12 protein-coding genes and 1 riboswitch are annotated in these 13,398 nt (G+C 43.3%); of the genes, 3 read left to right on the forward strand and 9 right to left on the reverse strand.

The genetic code is table 11. From position 1 onward, the window contains the following. Nucleotides 1-11 precede the first annotated feature (11 nt). The 5 genes from VR7878_RS03980 to VR7878_RS21040 form a co-directional block, all read right to left on the reverse strand. Nucleotides 12-1,040 (reverse strand): ion channel, encoded by a 1,029-nt coding sequence (locus tag VR7878_RS03980; protein WP_077333628.1) that lies wholly within the window; start codon nucleotides 1,038-1,040, stop codon nucleotides 12-14. Between the two features lie 85 nt (nucleotides 1,041-1,125). After that, the gene (locus tag VR7878_RS03985; protein WP_077333629.1) at nucleotides 1,126-1,821 is read right to left on the reverse strand and encodes a PspA/IM30 family protein; all 696 of its coding nucleotides are present in this window, start codon (nucleotides 1,819-1,821) and stop codon (nucleotides 1,126-1,128) included. 4 nt (nucleotides 1,822-1,825) lie between these two features. Continuing rightward, nucleotides 1,826-2,200: a DUF2170 family protein gene (locus VR7878_RS03990; RefSeq protein WP_370737067.1), complete on the reverse strand. Its 375-nt coding sequence runs from the start codon at nucleotides 2,198-2,200 to the stop codon at nucleotides 1,826-1,828. Between the two features lie 218 nt (nucleotides 2,201-2,418). Further along, a complete protein-coding gene (locus VR7878_RS03995; RefSeq protein ID WP_077333631.1) occupies nucleotides 2,419-3,585 on the reverse strand; it encodes a glutathionylspermidine synthase family protein in 1,167 nt (388 codons plus the stop codon). A gap of 286 nt (nucleotides 3,586-3,871) precedes the next feature. Next, nucleotides 3,872-4,045 (reverse strand): hypothetical protein, encoded by a 174-nt coding sequence (locus tag VR7878_RS21040; RefSeq protein WP_159440428.1) that lies wholly within the window; start codon nucleotides 4,043-4,045, stop codon nucleotides 3,872-3,874. A gap of 375 nt (nucleotides 4,046-4,420) precedes the next feature. On the opposite strand from VR7878_RS21040, the gene htpX reads away from it, so the two are divergent. Continuing rightward, nucleotides 4,421-5,284: a protease HtpX gene (htpX, locus tag VR7878_RS04000; RefSeq protein ID WP_077333632.1), complete on the forward strand. Its 864-nt coding sequence runs from the start codon at nucleotides 4,421-4,423 to the stop codon at nucleotides 5,282-5,284. 89 nt (nucleotides 5,285-5,373) lie between these two features. Here the strand turns inward: htpX and purB are convergent, their stop codons facing one another. The 3 genes from purB to mnmA form a co-directional block, all read right to left on the reverse strand. Then, nucleotides 5,374-6,744 carry an adenylosuccinate lyase gene (gene purB, locus VR7878_RS04005; protein ID WP_077333633.1) on the reverse strand — a complete coding sequence of 457 codons (1,371 nt, stop codon included), beginning with the start codon at nucleotides 6,742-6,744 and terminating at the stop codon, nucleotides 5,374-5,376. 70 nt (nucleotides 6,745-6,814) lie between these two features. Then, a complete protein-coding gene (hflD, locus tag VR7878_RS04010; RefSeq protein WP_077333634.1) occupies nucleotides 6,815-7,432 on the reverse strand; it encodes a high frequency lysogenization protein HflD in 618 nt (205 codons plus the stop codon). Between the two features lie 16 nt (nucleotides 7,433-7,448). Beyond that, nucleotides 7,449-8,579 (reverse strand): tRNA 2-thiouridine(34) synthase MnmA, encoded by a 1,131-nt coding sequence (gene mnmA, locus VR7878_RS04015; RefSeq protein ID WP_077333635.1) that lies wholly within the window; start codon nucleotides 8,577-8,579, stop codon nucleotides 7,449-7,451. Between the two features lie 628 nt (nucleotides 8,580-9,207). Between mnmA and VR7878_RS04020 the strand changes: the two genes are divergently transcribed. Beyond that, nucleotides 9,208-10,512, forward strand: coding sequence for an inosine/guanosine kinase (locus VR7878_RS04020; protein WP_077333636.1), 1,305 nt, complete (start codon nucleotides 9,208-9,210; stop codon nucleotides 10,510-10,512). A gap of 142 nt (nucleotides 10,513-10,654) precedes the next feature. Here the strand turns inward: VR7878_RS04020 and VR7878_RS04025 are convergent, their stop codons facing one another. Then, nucleotides 10,655-11,056: an H-NS family histone-like protein gene (locus VR7878_RS04025; protein WP_038179597.1), complete on the reverse strand. Its 402-nt coding sequence runs from the start codon at nucleotides 11,054-11,056 to the stop codon at nucleotides 10,655-10,657. A gap of 356 nt (nucleotides 11,057-11,412) precedes the next feature. Further along, a riboswitch (Lysine riboswitch) is annotated at nucleotides 11,413-11,599 on the forward strand. A gap of 117 nt (nucleotides 11,600-11,716) precedes the next feature. Between VR7878_RS04025 and VR7878_RS04030 the strand changes: the two genes are divergently transcribed. Further along, nucleotides 11,717-13,297 (forward strand): Na+/H+ antiporter NhaC family protein, encoded by a 1,581-nt coding sequence (locus VR7878_RS04030; protein WP_077333637.1) that lies wholly within the window; start codon nucleotides 11,717-11,719, stop codon nucleotides 13,295-13,297. The last annotated feature ends 101 nt before the right edge of the window (nucleotides 13,298-13,398 follow it).

Here is a 13,398-nt window from a genome sequence, read left to right on the forward strand (position 1 = left end):
TTCAAGCAACGTCAGACAGACCACTGAAATTGATGAATGCGTTTTTCAGCGATATAAAATAGTTTGTCACCACCGCTTATTGATGTATTTAGTGGCGGGTTGAGTTCAATCCCTTGGCCGCGGTCAACAGCAATTAAAATTGCTTCATGTTGCTGTTTGAATTGCAGGAACAAGTTTTCAAGCGATGTTTTTTCTTGCCCGGACGGGTAGATGACAGAATATTGGGTCATCCCTTTTCCTGAGCTGAGTAATTCATGGTGAAGTGTACTTGAACCCGGGTCAACCGCAGCTTTCGCGAGCATTTCGACCGAAACGGAAGGAATACATTCGACATTCGGACAATGCTGTTTCAGAAGGGTACTGAGCCCCTCGTCATTGAAGTAAGCCAGAATGTGAGCATTCGGGTTCTGGCCTGAACAAAATAAAGCAGCGGAGAGTGTAATATCGTCTTCAGGGTTATCGATAATGATACAACTTGCGTGTCGGATTCCAGCGCGATCCATGCCTGCCTGATCGGTAAAGCTGGTCACGCGGACAAATTCTATCTCGCCGGGACGGGGATTTTCAATTTCCGGACGTACGCAAAGCACAATCGGACGTTGTGTATTCTGTTCGTTTTGTAACATATTGAGCAGGTGAAGGGTGCGTTGTTCATTCCAGCCCAATACTAAAATATGATCATTCACTTTAATCTTCCGTTTGCCAAGTAAACCACGTTTCCAGTACAGGATGAACAGCGTGGCGACACGACCGACCGTCAGGGCAAAAATTCCCAGCCCGACCGGAATAATGAACAATGCAACAAACCATTTACCCGCATCGGTCACGGGTGAAAAATCACCATAACCGACCGTTGAAGAGGTTACTACGAGGTAGTAGACGAAATCGGTAAATGACTGTGTGATTGCTGTCTCGCCTATAGCATTCAGTCCCAGCCAGCTAATCAGCAGATAACCACCAAATGCGAGAATAATATTCTTCTCGTTCATTTGGTTAATTTGTGTATATATCCAACGTCTTAATTGAATAAAGATAGGCATAATTGTTTTGAATTCTTTTGCTATGAGAGTCACTGAGCATGTGGCAGTTGTTCAGTACAACTGCCAACCTGTCAAAAGTGTGACCTTATGACTGACCACCTTTGAGGATGCGCTCAAGTTCATCACTGGCTGAACTTGTTCCGCCGGGAGTAATGCCGGCTTCTGCCAGTTTACGATCCAGACTTTGGCCGCTATTTTCTTCAGCCATTTCTGCGGCAGCTTCTAACTGGGCGCTTCGTTCAGCCTGACGTTTCTTAATCCGATCCAGAGATTCAACGGCAGTGTGCATTTTGGCATTGGCACCGACATTGGTTGCTGAAACAGCACTCTGGGCTTTTTGTACCGCTTCATTGGCTTTGACCACATCAATCTGCTGTTCCAACTGGCGGAGCTTACTTTTTGCCTGCGTGATATTGGTACGCATGACTTGCTCTGATTTTTTAAACTCTCCGAGATAGTTATTCTCTACAGAAGCATCATTTCTGAGATCGGCAACTTTTTGGGCACATTCCAGTGCGAGATCCTGCGCGCCTTTTTCCATTGCATTGCGAGCATGTGCTTCGTATTCTGCGATACCTTCTTCCAGAGAAGCAATTTTTTGCTCAGACAGTTTACGTTTCGCAACAATACCGACCAGTGCTTCATCTGAACGCTTCAACTCTGCTTTTGCTTCACGAATTTCCTGATCCAAAATACGCAGTGCTTGTTGATCGACTAGCGCTTCTGCGGTTTCGTTGGCACCGCCTTTAATAGCGGTAAATAATTTTTTCCAGACACTCATGATATTACTCCGTGACTAACTCTTCCTGATACAACTCGATAAATGCTTCAACATTACGAAACAGGGTTTCAACCTCAATGAGGATACTTTCTGCCTTGGACTGAGATGACAACGCACCGAAAGCGACGTAATAATCCGCTTGATTGATCTCGTTAATCGCAATGGTTGAGAGCGGGAACATCTTGTGTGTTTTCAAAATCAGCGCATTAAGTTGTGCCTGATCTTTGACATGCGCGGCTGGAAATAGCACCACTTCAGCAAGGATTTGTTCACCTGCAACTGCAATATAAGCCTGAATACCGTCAGCATTGGTGACAATCAGAGCATCGCCCTGAGTTTGAACTTGCCAATCGCCGTTGTGTTGAAGAATGGGCATCATTTCATGAATTTGCCACATAGGTTTCTCCTGTATGTGAAAGTACAATCAACTAAAGGTCAGGCGGTGATTTACAGCCTGAAAGACTGGAGCGTTGATGCATTTCATGTTGTTATCGATGGTTGATGTTACCTTGTCATTATCAAGGATAAACAACAACCCCCTTGATTGCTTTTATGGCTCAAAAACTCATAATATCCGCAGCTTAGCGGTTATATTGTTCAGTCAATAATGATATGGGGGACATAACGCGACATATCTTGTGTGACTCGCGAAACATCTTCCCGGATAGAAATCCCCGCGGCTTCCTGATTGACCAGCCAACTGCCGACCAAGGTATATTGCTGTCCGAACTTCGGTAACGGGTGGTATGCCTGATAGATGACGCCCTCATCACCATACGGGCCTTCAGTTCGGAGCGTCTGACGTCCGTTTTGAACAATCGTAATATTTGCACCTTCGCGGGCAAAAATGGGTTTAATGACATAATCTTTTAACGTGCCCAGATCTTTGTCATCGGCAAAATAGGCCGGTAAGAGGTTCGGATGATTCGGAAACATTTTCCATAGCAAAGGTAACAGCGCTTTGTTACTGATAATTGACTTCCACATGGGTTCTAGCCAGTTAACAGAAGCCGTTTGAATATTGGCTGCGTATTCTTCCCGAAACATGAACTCCCAAGGATAGAGTTTAAATATCCAATGAATCGGCTTATCGGTTAAATCGGTGAATTGCCCCTGAGTGTTGAGTCCGATGTCTTCGACATAAACAAAGGCTGTAGATAATCCGGCTTCTCTTGCACAGTCTTCCAGATATTGAACTGTGCCGCGATCCTCAACGGAGTCTTTACAACAACAGAGATGAAGAGTTTGGCCGGGCTGATAGGTCGCCAATTGTTGAAAGCGGCTGATCAGCAGCTCTTGCAGTAAATTACATTGATCCGCATCGCGGCGTATTTTGCCGTGATTGACCATGTCTTCCAGCCATAACCATTGCCAAAATGCCGTTTCATAAAGGCTGGTCGGGGTATCGGCATTATTTTCATACAGCTTGGCAGGTTGGGTACCGTTGTAAGCGAAGTCGACGCGAGAATACAGTGAGGGTTCACGTTTCTGCCATGAATCATATAAGCCTTGCCACATCGATTCCGGGATTTGGAATTTCTGGAGCCAGTATTCATTACCAACGACCGTATCGACAACTTCCAGACACATCTGATGGATTGCTTCGGTCGGTTTTTCTAAGTCATCTTCGATTTGTTTGAGTGTGAACTGATAATAGGCTGTTTCATCCCAGTAGGGTTCGCCATAAGCGGTATGAAATCCAAAGCCGAATTTTTTTGCTAAATCCCGCCAGTGTGGTCGTTCCTCGGCATTTAATCGAAGCATTATTCTATCGCTATGATCCGTTGTCGTTGGTGAAACTGTCCGAATAATGAGCACCCGGATAGATAAAAATCTCTAATATTCAGCTAATTGTATGAGTTTTACTGAGTATGCTTCAAGTGATTTATTCAATAGTAATGAAAATTATCAGCAGAGACGGTGATGACCTTTTGTGGTGAGACTGTTGTGAGAGGCAAATGTTCCGGGAAATATATGGGCAGAGGCCAATCATCGTGTCATAAACAAAAGCCGTCACTGAGAAGTGACGGCTTTGTATAGAAAATACTCACTAGTGTGTTGTCGGATAAGAGTATTGAGCAGACTTTGTATGTGATTGATGTTGTTGTTTATGCTCATATACCGGTTGGTCTATACCGAGCTGTTGTTTGGCTTCTTCTTCGGACAGACCTAAATGACAGCGTAATAAATCAATAGCCATTTGATAGTTGTTAGCTTCTGACATGACGGTTTCCTTGTTTATCATGTATGGAACGACATCGTACACGCTAAAAGTAGATGTCTTTCCGTCAATTGACAATAAGACTAAAGTCTAATGTTCTTATCATCGAATCATGATTGAACGTAGCCAGAGGCGTTGTTCGATGGTGGGTTTACACGGAGAATGATTGAAGGGATGTTGTCATCAAATGTTGCAATTTACCGCTTCACCTTGTTTTTGAAATAGACGACCATACTTTATGAATATATAGGTCAGTGCTGATGATTTTATGATCCATAAAAGACGCTGATGACTTTGTATAATAATGAATAATAGATCGTGACGACGTGAATGCAACGAACGATCAATTTGTGTATGTTTCTCATGGGAGAGTGAGTCATGAAACGCATTTTGTTATTTTTGGCAACCAACCTTGCTGTCATACTGGTACTCAGTATTGTCTTAAATATTGTGTATGCCGTGACAGGGATCCGAGCCGGGAGTTTGTCCGGATTATTGGTACTGGCCGCTGTGTTTGGTTTTGGCGGGTCATTGATCTCATTGCTAATGTCCAAAGGTATCGCATTGCGCTCGGTTGGCGGTATGGTTATTGAGAATCCACGCAATGAAACCGAGCATTGGTTGTTTGAGACCGTGAAACGTCAGGCGCAACAGGTGGGAGTCGGTATGCCGACGGTTGCAATTTATGATTCACCCGACATGAATGCATTTGCAACCGGAGCCAAGCGCAATGATTCGTTGGTTGCTGTTTCAACGGGGCTGTTACATAACATGACCCGGGATGAAGCTGAAGCGGTGCTGGCACACGAAATGAGCCATATTGCTAACGGTGATATGGTGACTATGACGCTGCTTCAAGGGGTCGTGAATACATTCGTTATCTTTATGGCACGCTTTATTGCCGGGATTGTCTCTTCCCGTGATTCAGATGAAGGCGAGAGCGGGAATCCAATGGTTTACTTTTTGGTATCCATAGTTTTGGAACTCGTATTTGGTATTTTGGCCAGTGTCATTACGATGTGGTATAGCCGTCGTCGAGAGTTCTATGCGGATGCAGGCGCGGCACAACTGGTCGGTAAACAGAAAATGATTGCTGCGTTAGAGCGTTTGAGAATGAGCCATGAATCTCAGCTGGAAGGTTCCATGATGGCATTTGGCATCAATGGGAAGCGTTCTCTGACTGAACTACTCATGAGCCATCCACCATTAGAGAAAAGAATCGCTGCATTACGTCAGTTATAATATGAAGGTGAGATTCTCTTCGACCTTCAATTTAAACGTAAAAAAGGCTTCCATGCGGAAGCCTTTTTTGATTCAAGCGAATCCATGATTCAGAGTTTGTCTGTTAGTTCGATCGCCAGACCGATATAACTCGCAGGTGTCATCTGTTTCAGGCGGACTTTCTCTGCTTCGGGAATGTCGAGTCCTTCGATAAACTGACGCATTGCTTCTCCGTCAACTCGTTTGCCGCGAGTGAGTTCTTTGAGCTTTTCGTAAGGCTTTTCGATACCGTAACGACGCATGACCGTCTGGATTGGTTCTGCCAGAACTTCCCAGTTTTGGTCTAACTCGGCCAGTAAAGCGTCACGGTTGACTTCCAGTTTGCTAATACCTTTCAGGGTTGAACTATAAGCGATCACGGCATAACCGACACCAACACCGAGGTTGCGAAGTACAGTTGAGTCGGTCAGGTCACGTTGCCAGCGTGAAATCGGCAACTTTTGCGCTAAATGCGTGAATACGGCATTGGCTAATCCAAGATTGCCTTCTGAGTTTTCAAAATCAATCGGGTTGACTTTGTGCGGCATGGTTGAAGAACCAATTTCACCCGCGATGGTTTTCTGTTTGAAATGACCCAGTGCAATGTAACCCCAAATATCACGATCAAAATCAATCAGGATGGTGTTAAAGCGAGCAACCGCATCGAATAGTTCTGCGATATAGTCATGTGGCTCGATCTGGGTTGTGTATGGGTTCCATATCACACCAAGAGACTCGGTGATAAATGATTCACTGAACTGATGCCAGTCTAGTTCAGGGTAGGCGGATAAATGCGCGTTGTAGTTACCCACGGCACCATTAATCTTTGCCAGAATTTCAGTATTCGCAATCTGTTGGTACTGACGTTCCATACGATAAGCAACGTTCGCCATCTCTTTACCCATGGTACTCGGTGATGCCGGCTGACCATGTGTCCGGGAGAGAAGGGGAATATCGCGATGCTCTTCTGCAAGTGCCCGAACCGCATCAATAATTTTACGGATTTCAGGAAGAATGACGGTATCTCTGGCTTCTTTCAGCATGAGCGCATGAGATGTGTTGTTGATATCCTCAGAAGTACACGCGAAATGGATAAATTCGCTCACAGCATTCAATTCAGGATGTGGCGCTACTTTTTCTTTCAGGAAATACTCAACCGCTTTAACATCATGGTTCGTGGTGCGCTCAATCTCTTTGATTCTCTCTGCATCCGCTTCACTGAAGTTGGCTGCAATCTCATTCAGAATATTGTTTGCTTCTTGACTGAAGGCAGGGACTTCTTGAATGCCGGGGGTGTTGGATAGCTTCTGTAACCAACGGATTTCAACGATAGTTCGATACTTTAGGAGGCCATATTCACTAAAGATACTGCGTAACGCAATCGTTTTACTTCCGTAACGGCCATCTACCGGTGAAACAGCAGTCAGTGCTGACAGTTCCATGTTTTTCTCCTGAATATTGATATTGAGTTAGATTTGAGAGTGAATTAGTTCGCCTGATTTGCGATATATTTTAAATTCGGGCTAAAAGAATTCTAGCCTGTTCGACCATTTTCTTCCGGCCAAAAATAAGATGACGGCGTTTGCCACCGACTTGACGCCATAAAACCGCGCTTCTGATCCCGGCAAGGAGTAAAGCGCGGACTTTATGTTGATTTGAGGTTTGCTGTAACACGGATGGTGTACCGGTCACTTGAATCCGTGGACCAATCGGGCTGATGACATCCAGATAAACACTCGCGATATTACTCATCATCTGTTCATCCAGTATCTCAAAATGAGCCGACTGGCGCTCGAGCATTTCGAGGCGATCACCGAGTTGCGACATGGCATCGCGACGGCTGTTCAGTTTACGTTCCAAAGCCATCAGGCTAATAATATAGCGTGTCAGTTCACTACCGGACGGAGTGCTGTCCAGCCCGTTTGTCAGGCATTCGAGCCCGAGTTTAAGATTCTCTTCGCGTCCGAACACATCAATGGTACTCGTCGGATTCATGTTCAGAATCGCTTTAATTGAAGTTTCAAAGGCGTCAGAGTCACATTGACCGTTCTTCGCAATCTGTTGTACCAGAAATGCTGCCTGACAAATTCCTGCAAAAGCGATTGTGCGGTCATAATTTGTGTTCGCCACGTAAAACTCCTGAATCTTATAATGTCGTGTATGGAATTCTTGTTTCGATGACCCCGCCACCGAGACAAACATCGCCAAGATAAAATACAGCGGACTGTCCAGGGGTTACTGCGATTTGAGGCTCATCAAAAATGACTTTTAGTTTACCATTATTGGCAGGGATGATAGTACATGGGATATCCGCTTGACGATAGCGCGTTTTCACGGTGCATTGCAGCGGACTTTCCGGTATGAGGCGATCAACCCAGTGCAGTTGCGATGCCACTAATCCTTCAGATTTGAGCAGAGGATGTTCCGCCCCCTGAACTGCAATCAGCACATTGCGTTGTAAATCTTTTTCGGCAACATACCAAGGTCGCTCATTACTGTCTTTGAGCCCACCGATGTGAAGCCCCTTGCGTTGTCCCAGCGTATGGTACATTAGCCCTTGGTGTTCACCAATGACTTTACCTTCCGGTGTTTCTATCTTACCCGGTTGAGCAGGAAGATAACGTGATAAGAAATCGGTAAATTTTCTTTCCCCGATAAAGCAGATTCCCGTGGAATCTTTCTTTTTCGCAGTAATCAAACCTTGTTCTTCAGCGATTTGACGAACTTGCGGTTTTTCCAGTTCACCAACCGGAAACAGGCTTTTGGCAATCTGTTCATGACTCAGGGTATACAGAAAGTAGCTCTGGTCTTTATTTTTATCTAAGCCTCTTAACATTTGTGGTTTGTCATGACCCGACGGGAAAGTCCGGCGGACATAATGTCCCATAGCGATGTAGTCGGCATCCAGAATCTCTTCAGCAAATTCCAGAAAGGCTTTGAACTTAATTTCTTTGTTACACAGAATATCGGGATTTGGTGTTCTTCCCGCTTTATATTCGGCAAGAAAATATTCGAATACATTATCCCAGTATTCAGCAGCAAAATTGATCGTATGAAGATAAATACCCAACTTATCGCAAACAGCCTGAGCATCGGCCAGATCTTCTGCCGCAGTACAGTATTCTTCGTTATCATCTTCTTCCCAATTTTTCATGAACAGGCCTTCAACTTGATAGCCCTGTTGTTGAAGAAGGTAAGCTGAAACGGATGAATCGACCCCGCCAGACATCCCGACAATAACTTTCTTCTGTGCGTTTGCTTCTCGGTTTTCTAACATCTCTCAATACCACTTGTTCTGTTGAGGTCGCTGATTCTATCAGAAAGAATGTAGCGGTTACAGCTTCATCTAGAGCAGTCATTTTGAGGGATTGATGACAATCTGAACTGGATGTATTTCACTCAGAATCAACTCATTTTATGAGGTGAATTGAAGTTGGATGATTATAGAAACGTTATCAATATATTATAAAAATGAAGGAAGTGAGTATACGAATATACAGCGTGTGTCCTTTTTTGCAGGAGATTTTACTATGTATAGGATAGCTTGATATTTTTAGTTACAAAAAAAGAGATAAAAAATAATCATCGAACGGTCATAAACTATATGTGATTGTTATAAAAATAGTTGTTCAGAGTCAGGATGATGTGATGATGTCTCATCATACAATGATGATTTATTTGTCAAGTTTATATTGGGTCAGAAATATTGAAAAATATGGAACGGAGATAATAGTTTTATAAAATTAACGTTTAATTGCATCTGAATTCACGCGCTATATTTCATATGTTTGTGTCAGAGTCACCTTATTTTTGATGTGAAATCGATTACTGTTGTTTGGAGCCATTGCCGAGGACTATATTGGCGGCTAAACTTACGCAGTCTTTTAATTTACGATAATTTAAATATGAAGTTTCCCGGCCAGCGTAAGTCAAAACATTATTTTCCTGTCGACGAGCGAGATCTGCTCATTTTACGAAGCTCCCAACGCAAAACGACACCTCATACACACGTGATTGGTATTGACCAAATACTTGTTGATATTGAAGCGGTAGTTGATGAGGATTTAATTCAGCGGTATGGATTGAGTGTTGGGCACTCTTTAGTTATTCCGGATGAAACGGCTGAGTTACTTTATTCTGAATTGGTTGAAAAGCGTCTGATTACCAATGAATATGCTGGTGGTACAATCGGAAATACCTTGCATAACTATTCTGTATTGGCTGATGACCGTTCGACCTTATTAGGTGTCATGTGTAAGAATATTGAGATCGGCAGTTATGGTTATCGTTATTTGTGCAATACCTCCAGCCGGGTGGATTTGAACCATTTACAAGGGATTGATGGCGCAATTGGGCGCTGTTTTACATTGATTACTTCAAGTGGCGAACGAACTTTTGCTATCAGTGAAGGCCAAATGAATCAACTTCACCCAGAAAATATTCCGGAGCATATTTTTCAGTCGGCTTCTGCTTTAGTTTTAACGGCATATTTAATTCGCTGCCAACCGGGTGATCCAATGCCTCAAGCAACAATGAAGGCGATAGAATATGCGAAAAAATATCATGTTCCGGTGGTATTAACGCTGGGGACAAAACATGTGATTGAACAGGATCCGGCCTTTTGGCAAGACTTCTTAAAGCAGCACGTCACGGTGGTTGCGATGAATGAAGACGAAGGCCATGCTTTAACCGGAGACGCTGATCCGTTGATGGCTGCAAATAAAGCCCTTGATTGGGTTGATCTGGTATTGTGTACGGCAGGACCACTTGGTTTATTTATGGCAGGATATACAGAAGATGACGCCAAACGTCAGACCAGTTTGCCTTTATTACCGGGTAGTATCCCAGAATTTAATCGTTACGAATTTAGTCGACCGATGATGAAGCATTGCTGCACCCATCCGATCAAAGTGTATTCACATATTGCGCCTTATATGGGCGGACCTGAAGTGATTAAAAACACCAATGGCGCCGGTGATGCTGCATTATCAGCGTTATTACATGACATGGCGGCAAATAGATATCATAAAATGAATGTGCCGAATTCAATTAAACATCAATATGATTTTATTACTTATTCTTCGTTCTCCCAAGTCTGTAAGTATTCTAATAGAGCAAGCTATGAAGTTTTAAGTCAGCATTCACCGAGATTATCGAAAGGCTTGCCAGAAAGAGAAGATAGCTTGGAAGAAGCATATTGGGAACGATAACAAAAAATAATTTGGTGAAAAAAGTAGATAAAATGTTTCGCTAAGAATAATTGGTTTCGCATAAAGGTTCATATAATTACTCTGAATGAGAAACAATAAAAAAGGCTCCATGAGGAGCCTTTTAATATTTATGTCGCTGGAATTAGAGCGCAAAATCATCCAGAGACTTGCCTTCATCAAGGGCTTTTTGAATTACAGATGGTGTACGACCTTGACCTGTCCAGGTTTTTTCTGCGCCGTTTTCATCGATATATTTATATTTCGCTGGGCGTGGTGCACGTTTACCTTTTGTCTTACCTTCGGTGGAAAGTGCAGAAATTAACGCGTCTACATCGATACCATCTTGTGCAATTTGTTCAGCAATTTGAGCCAGTTTTGCTTCTTGCTTTTCTCTTTCTGCTCGTTCTTGTTCCTCTGATTCTCTACGTTCTTCAACGACAGAGGTCAGTTTTTCTAAAGCTTCCTCTAACTGAACGAGTGTTAAATTACGTGCATAGGCACGTAAGCTACGAATATTCAGCAGAGTTTTAGTTAGTTCCGACATTTTGTTATTCCCACAACTTTATTTAAACACAATGTAATAATAAACGCAGATATTTATTATGACAACATTAGCGAACTAATAATATATAAAAAAACTGGCAGAATCGTAAATTATTGTAAATGCCTATGTCAAATTATCATTAATTACGATGGATATCATATATGAGCTTGATTTGTTAACTTGAGTTATTCATTGGGATTAATACGAAGTCTATTGCGTGGTGACTGCCCCCTTTTTGATTTGAAGAAAGGATAAAGCTATTGCAAATGGTTCCGGTATTTGTACAATGGGCGCGTTCTAATTCGGTCATCAACATATACTGCCGTTACGCTGTCGAAGTGGTAGTGAATTGTTCTAGTCCGTGTAGAGGTGCAATCAAGATAAGTAAATCAGGGTAGGGTGATGCCAGTAACCTTGATTAAAAGGCTTTTTTGCCGAAGTAAACGTGTTTATCAGAGACCGTTTGCTGGGGTTGTTCTCGAATAGGGGCAACACTGCCATAGTCTATTATTTGTTGTATAACTATGGAGCGCTACTGTAGGACTGGGTGAAACTAGATTGCTTTTCACTTGGTTCATCTTTGAATGCCATCGACAGGTTGTTCATATAATTACAATGCAGTAGGTCTCTTACCATATAAATTATTGGTTATTGAAGATCATGACATTAGTTGATTTTTCCTCCTCCTTAATATCTCTTTTTCCACCCGTTGTTGCGTTGGGTATGGCAATCCTGACCAGACACGTGCTGCTTTCTCTAGGCGTTGGCATCTTGTTAGGAGCCTGTCTGCTGAACGATTATTCTTTGTTTTCTTCATTAGATTATATTCAGGGTAAAGTTTATACGCTGGTCATTGAAGATGGTGCAATTAACAGTTGGAACATGAGCATTATCGGTTTTCTTCTTCTGCTGGGGATGATGACTGCAATTTTGACGCTTTCCGGTGGAACACGTGCGTTTGCATTGTGGGCTGATAAAAAAGTGAAAGGCAAAAAAGGGGCACAATTGCTGTCTGCTTTTTTGGGTGTTTTTATTTTTGTCGATGACTATTTTAATAGTCTGGCGGTTGGCTCAATTTCTCGCCCGGTCACTGATCGATTCGGGGTTTCACGCGCAAAACTTGCGTATATTCTTGATTCAACTGCCGCTCCCATGTGTATCATCATGCCAGCTTCCAGCTGGGGCGCATATATTATGACCATCATCGGTGGGATTTTAGTTTCCCACGGTATGACCGAATATACACCGCTGAATGCTTATGTTGCGTTAATTCCGATGAATTTTTACGCCATTTTTGCTTTATTAATGGTGTTCGCAATGATCATTTTTCAGTTAGATATCGGTCCGATGAAACATCATGAACACAGTGTTTCATCCGGAATCGGGCGCAATGATCAGGCAACTGAACTTAAAGATGAACTCGATATTCAGGAGAGTGAATCAGGGCGAGTACGTGATTTAATTGTGCCGATTGTGGCATTGGTAATCGCGACTGTCGCTGCAATGATTTTTACTGGCTGGCAGTCGCTGCAGGCGGCTGGTGAAACATTTAGCATCTTAGGCGCGTTTGAAAATACGGATGTAGGGATATCTTTAATCGACGGTGGTTTAGTCGGGTTATTGATAGCGCTGTTTTCGGTATTCAGACAACGGATGCCGTTGAATATTATCCTGAAAACGTTGTTTATCGGAATGAAATCAATGTTCGGGGCAATCTTAGTGCTGTTTTTCGCATGGACGATTGGCGCGGTCATTAAAGATATGCAGACAGGGCTCTATCTCTCGTCCATGGCGCAGGGTAACATTCCGGTGCATTGGTTACCGGCAATTCTGTTTGTATTGTCGGGGTGTATGGCATTCGCGACCGGTACATCATGGGGAACGTTTGGTATTATGCTGCCGATTGCCGGGGATATTGCCGGTGCAACCGAACTGGCACTGATGATGCCAATGTTGGCGGCGGTGCTGGCAGGTTCTGTCTTTGGAGATCACTGTTCACCAATCTCTGACACAACGATTCTGTCGTCAACCGGGGCGCGGTGTCATCATATTGATCATGTTTCAACTCAACTTCCTTATGCGTTGCTAGTGGCGTTTATCTCGCTGATTGGCTATATCGTTTTAGGGCTGAGCGATTCCGTTAGCTTATCCTTACTGGTGACATTGGCCGTATTTGCCGTCATCTGTTTTGGCTTTCGTATCCGACAGCAATCTCAACATAAGTGTTCCGGTGATAACTGATGTCCGAAGCGCTTATCGGGTGCGATTGGTCTTATGAAGATTATTTGCATAAAAAGTCAAAAGAGGGGTTGCAAAATCCCTCAAGCTTGTATAGTGTGAAG

The organism is Vibrio ruber DSM 16370 (assembly GCF_900163965.1).
Taxonomy (GTDB): Bacteria; Pseudomonadota; Gammaproteobacteria; order Enterobacterales; family Vibrionaceae; genus Vibrio; species Vibrio ruber.